The following is a 16,415-nucleotide window of genomic DNA, read 5'->3' as shown; positions in this document are numbered from 1 at the left end:
CCGGGAACAGAGCACGTCAGGGCCGGGTTGTAATCGAATATGAGCATGCCTGACGTACTTCTCCCCACCGCTCACATCGAGATCTGGTCCGACATCGCCTGCCCCTGGTGCTACATCGGCAAGCGGCGCTTCGCGGAGGCCCTCGAGTCCTTCGGCGACCGCGACCGGATCGAGGTCACCTGGAGGTCGTACCAGCTCTCGCCCGACACGCCGGTCGGGCGACGGGTCCCCGAGGTGGAGGCGCTCGTCGCGATGAAGGGGATGCCGGCCGAGCAGGTCAGGCAGATGTTCGCGCAGGTCTCGGACACCGCTGCCGACGTTGGACTCGAGATCGACTTCGACAACGTCGTCGCCGCCAACACCTTCGATGCGCACCGACTCGTGCATCTGGCGGGCGACAAGCGCGACGAGGTGCTCGAAGCGTTGTTCCGTGCGCATTTCGTCGACGGCGAGGTGATCGACGACGTGGATGTCCTCGTGAAGGTCGCCGCCGAGGTCGGGCTCGATCCGGAGTCGACGCGCGCGGCGCTCGACGGCGACGATCCCGCCGGTGAAGCGGCGGCCGACGCCGTGACCGCCGATCTCTTCGACGCGCGACGGATCGGCGTGCAGGGGGTGCCGTTCTTCGTGGCCAACCGCGCCGTCGCGGTGTCGGGTGCGCAGCCTGTGGACGTCTTCCGTCAGTTCCTGCGCAGGGCCGTCGACGATGTGACGGTCAAGCTGTGAGTGCCGCGAGATAACGTCGCGCGATCTGCTGCTGGAGCAGGTGCCCGACGGGACCGGCCAGCTTCGTGTACCAGCGGGCGGGGCGGGAGAACGCGAGCACCGTTCCCCGCACCCGTCCGTCCACGGTGCGCTCGACGACGAAGGTCTCCTCGCCGCTGGCGGGATGACCGGGGAGTGTGCCGTAGGTGAACCCGCGTATGTCCGGGGTGTCGACGATCTCGATCACGCGGCACCGCGCCGACGCGCGCACCGGTCCGAGACCGAAGCCGAGATCCACTTCGACGCCGGGTACTGCGAGGGGCGTGCCGGGCGGGATCCGTATGCCCGCGCCGCGGTGCATGTCCCACGAGAACAACTGGGCAGCGGCGACCTCGAACACGGTGTCGCCGCGGCCCAGTTCGCTCTCGACCCTCAGATGTCGATAACCGGAGGGGAGCGGTGCCTCGTCCCGGAAGGCACGCAGGCTCGCTCCCACCTCCGCATAGGTGAACTCACGCCCGGACCCGCCGGACGCGGACATCTCAGGACTTCTTGACGTCGAGGACGACCTCGAACTCGAGCAGCGATGCGCCGGTCGCGACGGGCTTCTTCGCCTCACCCGCGTGGGCAGCACGTGCGTCGCCGTCGCGCCACGCGGCGAAGTCCTCCTCGGACTCCCACTGAGTCACCACGAAGTACCGGTTCTCGCCCGCGGTGGGGCGGAGCAGCTGGAAGCCCAGGAAGCCGGGGGAGTTGTCGACGGTGTGCGCCCGATTGGCGAATCGCTTCTCCAGCTCGGGGCCGGCGCCTTCGGGAACTTCGATTGCGTTGATCTTCACGACTGCCATGCGCGAGAGCCTACTCCGCTAACTTGGTCGATTGTGTTGCACGACGAGGGCGGAACCGGACGACCCATCCTGCTGTTGCACGGTCTCATGGGCAGCGCCCGCACGTGGCGTCGTCACGTGCCGTGGCTGCGCGAACACGGACACGTGTACACCTTCGACGCCGCCGGTCACGGTCGTCCCGCTCCCGACGAACTCACCACCGAGGCGTTCGTCGCCGATCTCGAAACCCATCTCACCGGGATCACCGAACCGCTCGTCGTGATCGGGCATTCGATGGGTGCCCTGCACGCGTGGTGCTTCGCTGCGACCCATCCCGAGCGGGTCACCGCGCTGGTGCTCGAGGACATGGCGCCCGACTTCCGGGGACGCACGGCCGCGAACTGGGCGGCGATGATCGCGCAGTGGCCGCAACCGTTCCCCACCGGGGATGCGGTGTTCGACTTCTTCGGGCCCGTCGCGGGTCGCTACTTCCTCGACTCGTTCGTCCGCCGCGATGACGGCTGGTATCTGCACGGCGAGGTCGAGACCTTCCGCGACATCTCGGAAGAGTGGGGGTCGCGGCACTTCTGGGACGAGTGGAACTCGATCCGCGTGCCCGCGCTGCTGCTCGAAGGCGAGTTCACCATCACCCCCGAGGGGCAGATGCGGCGGATGGTGACGCGACCCGGCACCGACCACGTCCTCGTCGACGGCGCCGGGCATCTCGTGCACGACGACCGGCCCGACGAGTTCCGCACCGCAGTGGAACACTTCCTCACCGCGCACGCACTGTCGGCGAGCCGACTCGAGTAGCACTGTCGGCGAGCCGACTCGAGTAGCACTGTCGGTAAGCCGGATCTAGGAGGTCGATCCCTCGCCGGCGAGCGCGAAACGGCCGTCGTCGGTCTGCTCGACGAGACCGTCCACGAGCAGTGAATGCAGGGCGCGGTCGCGCTGGCCCGGATCCGTGGTCCACACGCTGTCGAGGACGGGACGCTCCACCGGGACGCTGCTCTCGCGCAGCACCGCCATCAACCGGCCGCGCACCTGCCGGTCGGTACCGGCGAACTTCTGCACCTTCCGGGGTGGTCCGTCGTGGGCGGGCCGCCCGGCCTGTACCCATGCGCACTCGGGCAGCGGGCAGCGTCCGCAGTCGGGCGTGCGAGCGGTGCACACGGTCGCACCGAGTTCCATCAGCGCCGCGGAGAAGGTCGCCGCACGTGCACGCTGACGCGGAAGGATAGCCTCGACGTCGGCGAGATCCCTTGTGGTCGAAGGGTTTCCCGGCTCCGCCCGACCGTGGACGGCGCGGGCGACGACACGACGCACGTTCGTGTCCGCCACCGGCACACGCTGTCCGTATGCGAAGCACGCCACGGCGCGGGCGGTGTAGGCGCCGACGCCGGGCAGGGTCAGCAGGACGTCGACGTCCTCGGGAACCCGGTCGTCGTGCTCGGCGGCGAGTACGCCGGCGCACTCGTGCAGGCGCAGCGCGCGGCGCGGATAGCCGAGCTTGCCCCACGCCCGCAGCACCTCGGCCTGGTTCGAGGCGGCCATCGCGGACGGCACGGGCCAGCGCCGCACCCACTCCTCCCAGATCGGAGCGACCCGGGCGACCGGCGTCTGCTGCAGCATGACCTCGGACATGAGGATCTGCCAGCCCGTCACCCCGTCGCGGCGCCACGGCAGGTCGCGCGCCTGCGCGGCATACCAGCGCAGCAACGACGGTGCGTCCACGGACATCTCGGGTCTCCTCCGGTCACGGGGTCGGGTGTGGGGATCCGCTGAGGAGATGTCGAACGAAATCGGACATGTGCGCAGGTGAATAATGTAGGCATGCCGAACTCCAATCCCATCTCCGCCTGGAAAGCCCTGACCGAGGGTAATCATCGTTTCGTCAGCGACACGCCGCTGCACCCGAGCCAGGGAATCGATCGTCGCGCCGAACTCGTCAACGGCCAGCACCCCACCGCCGTGCTGTTCGGCTGCGGAGACTCCCGCGTCGCCGCAGAGATCATCTTCGACCAGGGGCTCGGCGACATGTTCGTGGTCCGCACCGCGGGTCACGTCATCGACAGTTCCGTCCTCGGTTCCATCGAGTACGCAGTCGACATCCTCAACGTTCCGCTCATCGTCATCCTCGGTCACGACAGCTGTGGTGCCGTGGCGGCGACCATCGATGCCCTCGACAAGGGCACGGTGCCGGGCGGCCACATCCGCAGCCTCGTCGAGCGTGTCGCTCCCTCGATCCTCATGGGCAGGGCCGAGGGTCTGTCCACCGTCGACGAACTCGAGGGGCGCCACGTCGTCGAGACGGGCAAGCTGCTCACGGATCGTTCGCGGATCATCGCCGACCGCATCGCCGACGGCCGCTGCGCCATCGTGGGCGTCACCTACAAGCTCGAGGACGGCAAGGTGAGTCTGCGGGGCCACTTCGGAGACATCGGCGAGGTCTCCGACAACTGAAGGCGGGTGCACCTGCGGTCACAACGATGTGACTGCAGGTCACAGCGACACGCCGACGGCGGTGTAGCCGTGCGCAGCCTGTGGCACATACCGTGGGGGGCGTGCTTGAACCGACCGGTCCTCTGCCCCCCGAGATCTACTGGCGACGACGCATTCTCGCGATCGGAGTCTCGGTGGTCGTGCTGGCTCTGGTCATCTGGCTCGTAGTGGCGCTGACCGGCGGCGACGACCCCGATCAGAATCCCGAACCCGCAGCAGCGGAGGTGACGACCTCCGCCACCACGACGGCGGCCGATGCGTCCGCCGACGCGGCGTCCGCGAGCACCACCCGGAGCGGTGGATCCTCGGGTTCGTCCGGGACGCGTAGTGCAGGGGATTCGGCCTCGGAGGACGCGGACGACGAGGACAACACGTCCACGTCCGCCACCACCTCCGCTGCTCCGGTTCCGCCGGGGCAGTGCTCCGATCAGTCGCTCGCCGTGCGGGTGACGGCGGACGAGCCGAACTACAGGGTCGGTTCCGAACCCGATTTCACGATCGTCATCACCAACATCGGCACGTCGCAGTGCGAACGCGACCTCGGTGCGGGCCTTCAGCAGGTGCTCGTCTACAGCCTCGACGGCAACGAGCGACTCTGGGCGAACACCGACTGCTTCCCCGAATCGACCGCCGACATCCGGTCGCTCGCTCCGGGCGACCAGGCCGCCTATTCCGTCAAGTGGTCGGCGACGACCTCCGAGCCCGGCTGCCAGGCGCCGCGCGAACCGGTCGGTCCCGGCGCGTACACCGTGGTCGGGCAGCTCGGCGGCCTGCGCAGCGCGCCCGAGCCGTTCAATATCACGCCCTGACCTGCTGCTCGTCCGGTAGTTGTTCAGTCGTAGTGGTTGATCGCGGCTTCGGCGAGCCGCGACAGTCCCTCGCGGATGTACCGGGCCCACAGGGCGCCGACCCCGTCGACCGCCTGCAGATCGGCAGCGGTGGCCGCGAGCAGGCCCTGCAGTGTGCCGAACGCACCTACGAGCCGGTTGATCTGCCGGGCCTGCAGGCGCGGCACCCGATGGAGCACGCGATAACCGCGGGGACTCATCGAGGTGTCGAGGGCCTCGATGGTGCCCGAATAGCCGAAGGCGCGGGCGAGGCTCGTCAGGTCGAGCAGGTCGACGTCGGTCAGGTGTGCGAGACGCTCGAGCGCCTGCTCGACCTCCTGCTGGGTGGGGACGTGCTCGCCCGCAAGATAGTCCCGCACGATGAGCTGCCGGGCGAGCTGGTTGTCGCCGACGAGTTCTTCGAGCTGGAGGGCCAGCTGGCGACCGTCGGTCCCGAGTTCGAGCACGTCCTGCTCGATCTCCACGGACAGGCGGTGCATCATCTCGAGCCGCTGCGCCACGGTGAGCGCGTCGCGCAGCGTGACGATGTCCTCGATCTCGACCACGGACAACTGCCGGGTCACCTCGTCGAGGCGGGCCTTGTAGCGCTCGAGTGTCGCGACGGCCTGGTTGGCCCGGGACAGGATGGTCGCGGAGTCGTTGATGACGTGGCGGCGACCGTCGACGTACACGCTGACGATGCTCATCGACTGGCTGACCGAAACCACCGGATATCCGGTCTGGATTGCGGTGCGTTCCGCGGCGCGGTGCCGGGTGCCGGACTCCACGGTGGGGATGCTCGGATCGGGCACGAGTTGCACGTTGGCACGCACGATGCGCGAACCGTCGGTGGACACGACCACGGCGCCGTCCATCTTCGACAGCTCCCGAAGTCGGGTGGGGGCGAACTCGACGTCGAGTTCGAAACCGCCGTCGCACAGCTCGGCGACCTTGTCGTCGAAACCGAGGACGATCAGGCCGCCCGTGCGGCCGCGGAGGATGCGTTCGAGACCGTCGCGTAGCGCGGTGCCGGGCGCCAGACGAGCGATGGTGTCGCTCAGCGTCGATGCCGGCGCCGACTCGGTCATCTGGACTTCCTTCCCCTGTGCGGTCTGCGGTCGTCGTCACAATGCGCGGACTCGTGGATCGGCGCCCCGACCGCGCAACTACATTACTTGCTTATGCGCAGCACCTGGACTTTGCCCGACGACCTCGGCGTTCCCGATCTGCCGGAAGATCATCCCGGCCCGGGTGCGCCGGTACCGCAGCATTGGAACAAGTGCTTCGGGTGTGGTGACGACCAGCCCTCCGGCCTCGCGATGGAGTTCACGATCGGCGAAGGCCTCGAGGTGCTCGGCCGTCTCGACGTCGCCACGCGCTACCAGGGCGGACCGGGATTCATCCACGGCGGCATCCTCATGACGGCCTTCGACGAGGTCCAGGGAATGGCGTGCAACGCCGCCCTGCGGACCGCCGTCGTCACCGGGCACTTCGAGACGGACTTCGCCCGTCCCATCCCCCTGGGCTCGGTGCTCGAGTTCCGCGCCCGCGTCGACGGCTTGGTGCGGCGCAAGGTCTACACCAGTGCGGAGGCGCGCATCGTCGCCGGTCCGCCGGCCGATCCGGACGTCGTGGTGGCGTCGTCGGTCGGGTTGTTCGTCGTCGTCGGGCACGAGCACTTCGCGAAGGGCCGCGACTACGCCGACGGCATCCCGCAGAGTGAACACGACATCTCCGCCGTCTGACATCTCCGCCCTCCGGGTTTTCGCGTTCAGGTCTCCGGTCCGTCGGGGAGCAGCGGAACACCCGGCCGGTGGTCGCGTCCGAGCAACGCCGCGGAAGTGACCGCGCCCGCGCCGTAGCGGGAGTGCAGATCGTCCAGGACGGCATCGAGGGCATGCCGGTCGACGGCGCGGTGCTGCGTTCGCGTGTCTCCAGTACTGTCCCCGGCGGCCTCGACCGGCTCGTCGAACGGCAGCTCGAGTTGCTCGACGCCTTCACCGACGAGATTCGTCACCGCGATCCCGATGAGCGTGAGACCGCGCTCGGCGATGAGCGGTCGGGTCTGCTCGAGCAGGTCGTGCGCCGCCGCCGACAGCAGATCGGTGCGTGCGGTGGCCCCGGGCAGCGTGTGAGAGCGTGTCGCGCGGGTGTAGTCGGCGAAGCGCATCCGCAGGACCACCGTGCGGCCGAGGCGTCCGGCCCGGCGCATCCGCCGGCCCACGCGGTCGACGAGCAGTTGCAGCGTCTCGCCGACCGACTCGAGGCTGTGGGGTCCGCGGCCGAGCGCGTGCTGCGCGCCCATCGAACTGCGCCGCCGATGCCGGACCGGACGCGGATCGTGACCGATCGCGAGCGCGTGCAGGTGGCGTCCCGCCGTGCGTCCGAGCAGCGAGACGAGATCGGACTCGGAGTGGGCGGCGACATCGGCCACGGTCCGCAGACCGTGCGCGTGCAACTTCGCCGCCGTCACCTTGCCGACGCCCCACAACCGCTCCACCGGCAACGGATGGAGGAACTCGAGTTCGGCGTGCGGAGGGACGAGGAGCAGTCCGTCGGGCTTGGCCACCCCGCTCGCGACCTTGGCGAGGAACTTGGTGCGCGCGACACCGACGGTGATCGGCAGCCCCACCTCCTCGGCGACCGTGCGGCGCAGGCGTGCGGCGATGTCGACGGGTCTGCCGGCGATGCGCCCGAGACCGGAGACGTCGAGGAACGCCTCGTCGATGGAGATCCCCTCCACGATCGGTGTGGTGCGATCGAAGATCGCGAAGACGTCGCGCGAGGCCTGCGCATAGGCCTCCATGCGGGGAGGCACCGAGATCAGTCCCGGGCACAGGGCGCGGGCGGCTCGGCCCGACATCGCGGTGACGATGCCGTGAGCCTTGGCCTCATAGCTCGCCGCGAGTACGACGCCCCCGCCCACGACGATCGGTTTGGCGCGCAGCCACGGATCGTCGCGCTGCTCCACCGACGCGTAGAACGCGTCGAGATCGGCATGCAGCACCGTCGCATCGGACACGAACACATGTTCGCACCGGCCGCCGACACCTCGGCAGATCGGCGCTGCCGACATGTCCGCAGGTCAGCGTGTGAGGGTCGACAGTGCCTGCGCCACGTTGGACACCTCGAACTTCTTCATGCCCTTCGGGACACCCTCGACATCGCGCGGAACCACCCCGCGGTCGAAGCCGAGCCGGTTCGCCTCCGCGAGTCGGCGACCCGCACCGACGACACGACGGACCTCCCCGGCGAGACCGACCTCGCCGAGCAGCACGGTGCCGGCCGGGACGGGCTGGTCGCGTACGGCTGAGGCGACGGCGAGTGCGAGCGCGAGGTCGGCGGACGGATCGGTGATCCGCATACCGCCGACGGTGGAGGCGTAGACGTCGCAGTTACCGAGCCGGCCGAGCCCGCAGCGACGCTCGAGTACCGCGAGCACCATCGCCACCCGCGCCGAGTCGAGACCGCTCACGGCGCGTCGCGGTGAAGGATTGTGCGTGGGCACCACGAGCGCCTGGACCTCACCGAGGAGCGGGCGTTTGCCGTCCATCGTGACCGTGACGGCAGTGCCGGGCACGGCCTCGTCGCGGTGCTGCAGGAACAATCCCGACGGGTCGCTGACGCCGACGATCCCGTCCTCGGCAAGTTCGAAGCAGCCCACCTCGTCGGCGGCTCCGAACCGGTTCTTCACCCCGCGCACCATGCGCAGCGTGGAGTGCTTGTCGCCTTCGAAGTGCAGCACCACGTCGACGAGGTGCTCGAGGGAACGCGGACCGGCGACCGCGCCGTCCTTGGTGACGTGGCCGATGAGCAGCACCGGGATGCCGCTGGACTTCGCGAGGGAGGTCAGGGCGCTGGTGACTGCGCGGACCTGCGTGACACCGCCGGTCACGCCGTCGACGTCGGCGGCGAGCATCGTCTGGACGGAGTCGACGACCAGCAGCGTGGGCTTGACCTGCTCCACGTGCCCGAAGATCGTCGCGAGGTCGTTCTCGGCGGCAAGATAGACCCGGTCGTGCACGGCGCCGGTGCGGTCGGCGCGCAGGCGCACCTGACCGGCCGACTCCTCGCCGGTGACGTAGAGCGCGCGATCGGCTTCGCCGCGCAACGTCCAGCGGTGCACCACCTCGAGGAGCAGCGTGGACTTGCCGACACCGGGTTCGCCGGCGAGCAGGACGACCGAACCGGGTACGACACCGCCGCCGAGGACGCGGTCGAGCTCGGGGATGCCCGTGGGCTTCGCGTGGGTGGCCTTGCCGTCGATCTGCGACAGCGGGGTGGCCGGGGTGCTCGGCAGCACGGCGGCGGCACCGGCGCGGGCGAGCGAGGTACCCGACCGCGAGGCGACCGCGACCGGTTGGACGGGTGCTTCGTCCATCGACCCCCACGTTCCGCATTCGGGACAGCGCCCGACCCACTTCGCGACGGTGTGCGAGCAGTCGGAACAGCGGTAGAGGGTCTTGGTCTTTGCCACGGCCGGAGGATAGTCGGTCGCACCGACACCGGAGCGGATGCGAGGAGGGCCCGGCCGAGCTGTGCTCGACCGGGCCCTCCAGCAGGAAGTCCTAGTGTGCTTCGCCCACGATCGGCGAGAGCTCCGACTCGTCGCGGGGGAGCTCCGGGCCGGCGTCGATCGGCACGGACAGGGTCACGTCGCCGGCCTCGGCGAAGGTGAAGGTCACGGGGATGGTCAGGCCCGGGCGGACACCCTCGGAGAGGTTCACGAGCTCGACGTTGTTGACGACGCCTGCCGGGGCCGGGGAGGGGGTCTCCTCGGTGCTGTTCGGACGCGGCGACTCGTCGACCTCCTCGACGAGGGCGGCGTTCTCCTCGGAGACGCCGGCGACCACGGAGGACTGCGGAGGGACCTCGATGGGAGTGCCCGTGACCGAAGCCGCGAAATCGGTGGAGATACCGGTGAGGTTGTCGCCCACGTACGGGTCGAGGTTGACGATCGTGAAGCCGAGCTGGGCGGTGCCGCCGGGCTCGATGCTGTACTCCTCGGAGTTCGGGTAGATCACGTGCACGTTGCGCAGCGCGAGGCTGCCGGCGTCCACGTTGGAACCGTTGATGGCCGCGACCTGGGTCGAGGTCTGGGTGATCTGACCGGCGCTGCACGCGGACATCGTGAGCGCCGCTCCCGCGGCAAGGGCGAGAGCGGTCACGACTCGGCGAGTCGGCGCTTTGAGAGCAGTCACGGGTTCCTCCACTCGAGTAAGGCTCGCAATCCACTAGGCAGAGTAGTAGTTCCCGTGTGCGCTGTGTACGTCGGGGCCGGATCTCGTGTGGATTCGCGCGCGGAAGACGAGATCGACAGGCGCCCACGGGCGGGTGTGTCGGAGGTCACCCGATACACGGAAGCAACTGCCTGTCAAGCCCTACGCTCAGTGCTCGGTGCCCCTGACCTGCATCGTTGACGGGAGGGTGATGTGGTCACGTGTTAAACTGGGAGAATCGAAAGGGGCACGGGACACATGATTTTCAAGGTCGGAGACACCGTCGTATACCCCCACCACGGTGCGGCGCTGATCGAAGCAATCGAAACACGCACCATCAAGGGTGAGCAGAAGGAATATCTGGTTCTGAAAGTCGCGCAGGGCGACCTGACGGTCCGGGTACCTGCAGAGAACGCGGAGTACGTCGGAGTGCGCGACGTCGTCGGGCAGGAAGGCCTCGACAAGGTTTTCCAGGTGCTGCGCGCACCCCACACGGAAGAACCCACCAACTGGTCACGGCGGTACAAGGCCAACCTCGAGAAGCTGGCCTCCGGCGATGTCAACAAGGTCGCAGAAGTTGTGCGCGACCTGTGGCGCCGGGAGCAGGACCGCGGCCTGTCCGCAGGTGAGAAGCGGATGCTCGCCAAGGCACGTCAGATCCTCGTCGGTGAGCTCGCGCTCGCCGAGGGCACCGACGACGTCAAGGCGGAGACCATGCTCGACGAGGTTCTCGCCGCCGCTTCCTGACGCGCGAGACATCGGCAAACTGCACATGAGCGATCGCAACGGGCCGGTCGTCGGAATCCTTCCGGCGGCCGGCCGCGGTGTTCGCCTGGGAGAACCACTGCCCAAGGCGTTCGTGGAACTGGACGGCCGCACGATGCTCGACCGCTCGGTCGAGGCGATGCTCGCTTCAGCGGTCATCGATCGAGTGGTGATCGTCGCGCCGCCCGAACTGGCTGCGACGCCCGCGGACCGGCTCGTCGGCGAGTCGTTCGCCGACCGGGTCACCGTCGTCGCGGGTGGCGCCGAACGCGCCGACTCGGTGCGCGCCGGTCTTGCGGCGGCATCGGGCGCGCGGTTCGTGCTCGTCCACGACGCCGCGCGTGCGCTCACCCCGGCCGAGCTGTTCGTCCGGGTCGTCGACGCGTTGCGGGCCGGCAGCGACGCGGTGATCCCCGTCCTGCCCGTCGTCGACACCATCAAGAGTGTCGACAAGGACGGAGTCGTCACCGGGACTCCCGACCGGTCGACCCTCCGCGCGGTGCAGACGCCGCAGGGATTCGACGTCGAATTGCTCGAGCGGGCCAACCGCGACGCCGCCGACGCGACCGACGACGCGGGACTCGTCGAGCGGTTGGGGGAGCGGATCACCACCGTCGTGGGAGACCCTCTCGCTTTCAAGATCACCACCCCACTGGACCTGGTGCTGGCACGGACCGTGCTCGCGTCCGGCGTCCGCACCGAGAAGGAGATGTGAGCATCGTGCGTGTCGGCATCGGAACGGACGTGCATCCCGTGGAGGCCGGACGGCCGTGCTGGATGGCCGGTCTGCTGTTCGAGGGCGCCGACGGGTGCGCGGGTCACTCCGACGGGGACGTCGCTGCGCACGCGCTGTGCGATGCGGTGCTCTCGGCCGCCGGTCTCGGCGACCTCGGATCGGTCTTCGGCACGGGCCGACCGGAGATGGCCGGCGCCTCCGGTGTCGCGATGCTCGGCGAGGTACGTCGCCTGCTCGACGACGCCGGCTGGGTGGTGGGCAATGCCGCCGTCCAGGTGATCGGGAACCGCCCGAAGATCGGGCCGCGGCGCGAGGAGGCACAGGCGGTGCTGTCCGAGGCGCTCGGCGGTCCGGTCTCCGTGTCGGCGACCACCACGGACGGACTCGGGCTCACCGGCCGGGGAGAAGGTGTGGCGGCGGTTGCGACCGCACTGGTCCTGGCCCAGCAGGACGAGCGGTAGGATAGACGGTCGTGACCTTGCGCTTATACGACACCGAATCGCGGGCCGTGCGGGATTTCGAACCGCTGGTCCCCGGCCAGGCCTCGGTGTACCTGTGTGGGGCCACCGTCCAAGGCGAACCCCATATCGGGCACGTACGCAGCGGCGTTGCGTTCGACGTGCTCCGCCGGTGGCTCGCTACCAAGAGTCTCGATGTCTTGTTTGTGAGAAATGTCACAGACATCGAGGATAAGATCCTCCGCAAGGCGGCAGAGGCAGGTCGGCCGTGGTGGGAGTGGGCCGCGACCTACGAGCGGGCCTTCAACCGCGCCTACGATGCGCTCGGTGTGCTTCCTCCCTCGGTGGAACCTCGCGCGACCGGCCACATCACGCAGATGGTCGAACTCATCCAGCGCCTCATCGACGCCGGGCACGCCTACGCGGCCGACGGCGACGTCTACTTCGACGTGCTGAGCTACCCCGAATACGGTGCCCTCTCCGGACACCGCATCGAGGACGTCCACCAGGGTGAGAGCGCCGGACTCGGCAAGCGCGACCCCCGCGACTTCACGCTGTGGAAGGCCGAGAAGCCCGGTGAGCCGTCCTGGCCCACCCCGTGGGGACGTGGTCGCCCCGGCTGGCATCTCGAGTGCTCCGCGATGGCCGGCTTCTATCTCGGCGGCACCTTCGACATCCACTGCGGAGGCATGGACCTCGTCTTCCCGCACCACGAGAACGAGATGGCGCAGTCCCGCGCCGCCGGCGACGGCTTCGCCCGCTACTGGTTGCACAACGGCTGGGTGACGATGGGCGGCGAGAAGATGTCGAAGTCGCTCGGTAACGTGCTGTCGATCCCCAACGTGCTCGCCCGCGTCCGGCCGCAGGAACTGCGCTACTACCTGGGCAGCGCCCACTACCGTTCGATGCTCGAATACTCCGACGACGCGCTCGCCGAAGCGGCCGCAGCGTACCGGGGACTCGAGTCGTTCGTGCTCAAGACCCGCGACCGCGCGGGCGAGGTGCCCGTGGGCGAGTGGACCGAGGCCTTCGCCGAGGCACTCGACGACGATCTCGGTGTGCCCAAGGCGCTCGCGGAAATACACCGCAAGCGCAGCAAGGGCAACAAGGCGCTCGACAACGGCGATCTCGACACGGCCGTGCAGATCGCCTCGCAGGTCCGGAGCATGCTCGGCATCCTCGGTGTCGACCCGCTCGACGAGCACTGGTGCTCCACCGACGATTCAGGGTCGGCCGCACTCGCGGCACTCGACGTGCTGGTCGGCGCGGATCTCGAACGCCGCGCGACCGCCCGGGCCGAGAAGAACTGGGCGGTGGCCGACGAGGTGCGGGACCGCCTCACAGCCGCGGGGGTCGAAGTGACCGATACGCCCAACGGACCCGAGTGGTCTCTGAAAGCAGGACAGTGATGGCAGGCAATTCCCAGCGTCGCGGCGCTATTCGTAAGGGCGGCACGAAGAAGGGTCAGGTCGTCGGGTCCGGCGGGCAGCGGCGACGCGGGCTCGAAGCGCGTGGCGCTACCCCCAAGGCCGAGGACCGGCCCTACCACCCCGCCGCACGGCGTGCCCGGGCCGCGGCCAAGGCCGCCGACCCGCGCGGTGGCGGTCGTCGTCCCGCGGCCGGTCGCAAGGCCGAGGACGGGCCCGAGATGGTGCTCGGCCGCAATCCGGTCGTCGAGTGCCTACGTGCCGGTGTGCCCGCGACCGCTCTGTACGTCGCCCTCGGCGCCGAGGCCGACGAGCGGCTCAAGGAAGCCGTGCAGCGCTCGGCCGAGATGGGCATCTCGATCCTCGAGGTCTCGCGTTCCGAACTCGACCGTCTGTCGTCGAACGGGATGCACCAGGGCATCGGCCTGCAGGTGCCGCCGTACCGCTACGCGCACCCCGACGACCTGCTGGCCCGCGCCGCGGAGAACCACGAGCGTCCGCTGCTCGTGGCCCTCGACAACATCTCCGATCCGCGCAATCTCGGCGCGGTGATCCGTTCGGTCGCGGCCTTCGGCGGCCACGGTGTGGTCATCCCGCAGCGCCGTTCGGCGTCGGTGACGGCCGTGGCATGGCGCACGAGCGCCGGTGCCGCAGCGCGACTGCCCGTCGCGCGTGCCACCAACCTCACGCGCACGCTCAAGGACTGGCAGTCCCGCGGTGTCCGCGTCGTCGGTCTCGATGCCGGTGGCGACACCAACCTCGACGATTTCGACGGCACCGATCCCGTCGTCGTGGTCGTGGGGTCGGAGGGCAAGGGACTCTCGCGCCTGGTGCGGGAGACCTGCGACGCCGTTCTCTCCATCCCGATGGCCGGAGACGTCGAGTCGCTCAACGCCTCCGTCGCGGCGGGCGTGGTGCTCGCGGACATCGCGCGGCAGCGTCGGGTCTGATCGAGTCTGCCCGAGCTGCGGTCGCGAGGGCCTAGTCTGTCCTCGTGGTCGCATCCCTGCCGTTCCGTACGAAGGTGTTCGCCTTCCTCGAACGCTTCGCCGACAAGTCCATTGCCGACGCGTCCGTCGACGAGATCCCGGCACGTCGTGCTGCGCGCACGAAGCTCCTGTCGTCCCCGGTCGGACGGCTGATCTCGGGCCGGACGCATCCCGGCGTGCGGATCGAGGACCGATGGGTCGATCTCGAGCACGAGGTGATCGACGATCTCGCCCCCGAGGACTCCCCGGTCCGGACCCGTCTGCGGATCTATCGGCCCTCGGCGCGAACGAGCGGTCCGCTGCCGGTCGTGCTGCTGTTCCACGGCGGCGGGTGGGTGCTCGGCAATCCGGAGCAGAACGAGTGGTGGGCGAGCCACACCGCCGTGCGGACCCCGAGCGTCGTGGTGTCGGTGGACTACCGGCTCGCCCCCGAACATCCCTATCCCGCAGCGGTGCTGGACTGCTGGGCGGCGTTCCGGTGGGTCGTCGCACACGCTGCGGAACTCGACGGTGATCCGTCCCGCGTCGTGGTCGCCGGTGACAGTGCCGGAGGCAACCTCGCCGCGGTCGTCGCCGACGTGGCCGGCCGCTCGGGTGGTCCGCTGCCGGCCGGTCAGGTGCTGATCTATCCGGCGACGGAGATGGAGGAGGAGTTCCCGTCGGAGCGGCAGTTCGCGAACGCTCCCGTGCTCACCTCCCGCGGTATGCGGGCGTTCGTGCGCCTGTATCTGGCCGGAGCCGATCCGTATGCGCCGACCGCGGCTCCCCTGCGCGGCACGCTCGCCGGTGCCGCCGTACCGGCCCTCGTCCAGATCGCCGGGCACGACCCGTTGCGCGACAACGCCGTTCGATACGCCGAAGCATTGCGGGCCAAGGGCGGCGACGTCGCGGAGACCGATTATCCCGACACCGTGCACGGCTATCTCAGCCTGCCCGGCATCTCTCCGCCCGCGACACACGCACTCGACGAGGCGATCACCTTCGTACGTCGGGTGACGGCTACCGACCCGACCGACGAGGACGACACCTCCGTGCCGTCACGCGCCTGACGGTCACCCAGCAGCGATCACCGTACCGGCACGAACCGCACCCGCTGTCCGGGACGCAGTTGCGCCGCGACCGGCAGATCGGCGGCGACCGCCACCGCGGCCACCGGATAGCCGCCCGTGACGGGATGGTCGACGAGGAACAGCACCGGATGCCCGTCCGGCGGTATCTGCAGCGAGCCGGGAACCATGCCCTCGCTGGGCATCTCCTCGTGCCGTGCCCGGTGCAGTCGGCCGGGACCGTGGAACCTGATACCCACCCGGTCGAGTTCCGGTGTCACCGTCCACGTCTCGTGGAACAGCGCCCGCAGTGATCCGGGCGTGAACCAGTCGTCGCGCGGGCCGGACCGTACCCGGATCTCTACGGGGTCGTCCATCGGCGGTGGTGGTGGGAACTGCTCCTCGTCGGGCAGGTGACCCGACATCGCCCCGACGAGCAGACTGTCGCCGGCGCGAACGGGTGCCGGTCCGGTGTGCGACAGGATGTCGGTGGATCTACTGCCGAGCACCTCCCGCACGTCGATGCCGCCGCGTACCGCGAGGTAAATCCGCAGGCCTTCGTTCGGGACGCCGATCCGCAGCACGTCGTCGTTGCGGAGGGTGATGCGCGCCCAGTCGCCGACCGGCCGGTCGCACACGGTCACGTCGGCGCGGGCACCGGTCACGGCCACGATCGTCTCGCCGACGCTGCGGACGGCGAGACCACCGCCGGTCACCTCGAGTGTCGCCGCGTCCGGCTGGTTCCCCACGAGCCGGTTCGCGGCGTCGTGTGCGCGCCGGTCGGCGGCACCGGACCGGGTGAGGCCCGAGGAACCGTAACCGGGACGTCCGCGATCCTGGACCGTCGTGAGCATTCCGCCGGAGAGCACCTCGAACCACGCCACGATGTTCATTCTCACTCACCGGCTTCG

General features: G+C 69.3%; 19 protein-coding genes. 11 read left to right on the top strand and 8 right to left on the bottom strand.

The window, feature by feature from the left end:
- The first annotated feature begins 39 nt into the window (after nucleotides 1–39).
- Nucleotides 40–726 (top strand): DsbA family oxidoreductase, encoded by a 687-nt coding sequence (locus tag BLV31_RS23365; protein WP_064061077.1) that lies wholly within the window; start codon nucleotides 40–42, stop codon nucleotides 724–726.
- On the opposite strand, the gene BLV31_RS23360 is transcribed toward BLV31_RS23365, so the two are convergent.
- Nucleotides 716–1,246, bottom strand: coding sequence for a DUF1990 domain-containing protein (locus BLV31_RS23360; RefSeq protein WP_006550496.1), 531 nt, complete (start codon nucleotides 1,244–1,246; stop codon nucleotides 716–718). The genes BLV31_RS23365 and BLV31_RS23360 overlap by 11 nt on opposite strands.
- A gap of 1 nt (nucleotide 1,247) precedes the next feature.
- Nucleotides 1,248–1,553 (bottom strand): antibiotic biosynthesis monooxygenase family protein, encoded by a 306-nt coding sequence (locus tag BLV31_RS23355; protein ID WP_006550495.1) that lies wholly within the window; start codon nucleotides 1,551–1,553, stop codon nucleotides 1,248–1,250.
- Between the two features lie 33 nt (nucleotides 1,554–1,586).
- On the opposite strand from BLV31_RS23355, the gene BLV31_RS23350 reads away from it, so the two are divergent.
- Complete coding sequence (locus BLV31_RS23350) at nucleotides 1,587–2,345, top strand: alpha/beta fold hydrolase (RefSeq protein WP_006550494.1); 759 nt, start codon at nucleotides 1,587–1,589, stop codon at nucleotides 2,343–2,345.
- Between the two features lie 45 nt (nucleotides 2,346–2,390).
- On the opposite strand, the gene BLV31_RS23345 is transcribed toward BLV31_RS23350, so the two are convergent.
- The gene (locus BLV31_RS23345) at nucleotides 2,391–3,275 is read right to left on the bottom strand and encodes an HhH-GPD family protein (RefSeq protein WP_064061076.1); all 885 of its coding nucleotides are present in this window, start codon (nucleotides 3,273–3,275) and stop codon (nucleotides 2,391–2,393) included.
- A gap of 93 nt (nucleotides 3,276–3,368) precedes the next feature.
- Here BLV31_RS23345 and BLV31_RS23340 point away from each other — a divergent pair, with 93 nt between their 5' ends.
- On the top strand, nucleotides 3,369–3,998 hold the full coding sequence (locus BLV31_RS23340) for a carbonic anhydrase (protein ID WP_019290184.1): 630 nt from the start codon (nucleotides 3,369–3,371) through the stop codon (nucleotides 3,996–3,998).
- A gap of 101 nt (nucleotides 3,999–4,099) precedes the next feature.
- Nucleotides 4,100–4,846 (top strand): hypothetical protein, encoded by a 747-nt coding sequence (locus BLV31_RS23335; RefSeq protein WP_006550491.1) that lies wholly within the window; start codon nucleotides 4,100–4,102, stop codon nucleotides 4,844–4,846.
- A 23-nt stretch (nucleotides 4,847–4,869) separates the two neighbouring features.
- On the opposite strand, the gene disA is transcribed toward BLV31_RS23335, so the two are convergent.
- The gene (gene disA, locus BLV31_RS23330) at nucleotides 4,870–5,952 is read right to left on the bottom strand and encodes a DNA integrity scanning diadenylate cyclase DisA (protein WP_006550490.1); all 1,083 of its coding nucleotides are present in this window, start codon (nucleotides 5,950–5,952) and stop codon (nucleotides 4,870–4,872) included.
- Between the two features lie 93 nt (nucleotides 5,953–6,045).
- Here disA and BLV31_RS23325 point away from each other — a divergent pair, with 93 nt between their 5' ends.
- Complete coding sequence (locus BLV31_RS23325) at nucleotides 6,046–6,609, top strand: PaaI family thioesterase (RefSeq protein ID WP_064061075.1); 564 nt, start codon at nucleotides 6,046–6,048, stop codon at nucleotides 6,607–6,609.
- Nucleotides 6,610–6,635: 26 nt separating this feature from the next.
- On the opposite strand, the gene dinB is transcribed toward BLV31_RS23325, so the two are convergent.
- The 3 genes from dinB to BLV31_RS23310 all read right to left on the bottom strand — a co-directional run bounded on the left by dinB (nucleotide 6,636) and on the right by BLV31_RS23310 (nucleotide 10,065).
- Nucleotides 6,636–7,892 carry a DNA polymerase IV gene (dinB, locus tag BLV31_RS23320; protein WP_006550488.1) on the bottom strand — a complete coding sequence of 419 codons (1,257 nt, stop codon included), beginning with the start codon at nucleotides 7,890–7,892 and terminating at the stop codon, nucleotides 6,636–6,638.
- 57 nt (nucleotides 7,893–7,949) lie between these two features.
- A complete protein-coding gene (gene radA, locus BLV31_RS23315) occupies nucleotides 7,950–9,341 on the bottom strand; it encodes a DNA repair protein RadA (RefSeq protein ID WP_064061074.1) in 1,392 nt (463 codons plus the stop codon).
- A gap of 91 nt (nucleotides 9,342–9,432) precedes the next feature.
- The gene (locus BLV31_RS23310) at nucleotides 9,433–10,065 is read right to left on the bottom strand and encodes a copper chaperone PCu(A)C domain-containing protein (RefSeq protein ID WP_064061089.1); all 633 of its coding nucleotides are present in this window, start codon (nucleotides 10,063–10,065) and stop codon (nucleotides 9,433–9,435) included.
- A 276-nt stretch (nucleotides 10,066–10,341) separates the two neighbouring features.
- On the opposite strand from BLV31_RS23310, the gene carD reads away from it, so the two are divergent.
- The 6 genes from carD to BLV31_RS23280 are packed head-to-tail and all read left to right on the top strand — an operon-like array spanning nucleotide 10,342 to nucleotide 15,507.
- Entirely contained in the window at nucleotides 10,342–10,830 is a 489-nt protein-coding gene (gene carD, locus BLV31_RS23305; RefSeq protein WP_006550486.1) for an RNA polymerase-binding transcription factor CarD, read from the top strand.
- 25 nt (nucleotides 10,831–10,855) lie between these two features.
- Complete coding sequence (gene ispD / locus BLV31_RS23300; RefSeq protein WP_039583832.1) at nucleotides 10,856–11,563, top strand: 2-C-methyl-D-erythritol 4-phosphate cytidylyltransferase; 708 nt, start codon at nucleotides 10,856–10,858, stop codon at nucleotides 11,561–11,563.
- A gap of 5 nt (nucleotides 11,564–11,568) precedes the next feature.
- Nucleotides 11,569–12,045, top strand: coding sequence for a 2-C-methyl-D-erythritol 2,4-cyclodiphosphate synthase (gene ispF, locus BLV31_RS23295; protein ID WP_037217226.1), 477 nt, complete (start codon nucleotides 11,569–11,571; stop codon nucleotides 12,043–12,045).
- 11 nt (nucleotides 12,046–12,056) lie between these two features.
- Nucleotides 12,057–13,451, top strand: coding sequence for a cysteine--tRNA ligase (gene cysS, locus BLV31_RS23290; RefSeq protein WP_064061073.1), 1,395 nt, complete (start codon nucleotides 12,057–12,059; stop codon nucleotides 13,449–13,451).
- A complete protein-coding gene (gene rlmB, locus BLV31_RS23285; RefSeq protein WP_006550482.1) occupies nucleotides 13,451–14,419 on the top strand; it encodes a 23S rRNA (guanosine(2251)-2'-O)-methyltransferase RlmB in 969 nt (322 codons plus the stop codon). Before cysS ends, rlmB begins: the two co-directional genes overlap by 1 nt.
- 44 nt (nucleotides 14,420–14,463) lie before the next feature.
- Nucleotides 14,464–15,507 (top strand): alpha/beta hydrolase, encoded by a 1,044-nt coding sequence (locus BLV31_RS23280; RefSeq protein WP_064061072.1) that lies wholly within the window; start codon nucleotides 14,464–14,466, stop codon nucleotides 15,505–15,507.
- 17 nt (nucleotides 15,508–15,524) lie between these two features.
- Here BLV31_RS23280 and BLV31_RS23275 read toward each other — a convergent pair whose 3' ends face one another.
- Entirely contained in the window at nucleotides 15,525–16,397 is an 873-nt protein-coding gene (locus BLV31_RS23275; protein ID WP_064061071.1) for a 5-oxoprolinase subunit C family protein, read from the bottom strand.
- Nucleotides 16,398–16,415 lie beyond the last annotated feature (18 nt).

This window comes from Rhodococcus pyridinivorans (assembly GCF_900105195.1).
GTDB lineage: Bacteria > Actinomycetota > Actinomycetes > Mycobacteriales > Mycobacteriaceae > Rhodococcus > Rhodococcus pyridinivorans.
The sequence above is the reverse complement of the archived record's forward strand: the minus strand, read 5'-3'. Positions and strand labels throughout refer to the sequence as shown.

Excerpts from the sequence above, each read along its gene's own strand:
- BLV31_RS23325 (WP_064061075.1), top strand. The coding sequence starts at position 6,046 with ATGCGCAGCACCTGGACTTTGCCCGACGACCTCGGCGTTCCCGATCTG.
- BLV31_RS23355 (WP_006550495.1), bottom strand. The coding sequence starts at position 1,553 with ATGGCAGTCGTGAAGATCAACGCAATCGAAGTTCCCGAAGGCGCCGGC.
- disA (WP_006550490.1), bottom strand. The coding sequence starts at position 5,952 with ATGACCGAGTCGGCGCCGGCATCGACGCTGAGCGACACCATCGCTCGT.
- BLV31_RS23365 (WP_064061077.1), top strand. The coding sequence starts at position 40 with ATGAGCATGCCTGACGTACTTCTCCCCACCGCTCACATCGAGATCTGG.
- BLV31_RS23345 (WP_064061076.1), bottom strand. The coding sequence starts at position 3,275 with ATGTCCGTGGACGCACCGTCGTTGCTGCGCTGGTATGCCGCGCAGGCG.
- ispD (WP_039583832.1), top strand. The coding sequence starts at position 10,856 with ATGAGCGATCGCAACGGGCCGGTCGTCGGAATCCTTCCGGCGGCCGGC.
- BLV31_RS23275 (WP_064061071.1), bottom strand. The coding sequence starts at position 16,397 with ATGAACATCGTGGCGTGGTTCGAGGTGCTCTCCGGCGGAATGCTCACG.
- BLV31_RS23340 (WP_019290184.1), top strand. The coding sequence starts at position 3,369 with ATGCCGAACTCCAATCCCATCTCCGCCTGGAAAGCCCTGACCGAGGGT.
- BLV31_RS23360 (WP_006550496.1), bottom strand. The coding sequence starts at position 1,246 with ATGTCCGCGTCCGGCGGGTCCGGGCGTGAGTTCACCTATGCGGAGGTG.
- carD (WP_006550486.1), top strand. The coding sequence starts at position 10,342 with ATGATTTTCAAGGTCGGAGACACCGTCGTATACCCCCACCACGGTGCG.
- rlmB (WP_006550482.1), top strand. The coding sequence starts at position 13,451 with ATGGCAGGCAATTCCCAGCGTCGCGGCGCTATTCGTAAGGGCGGCACG.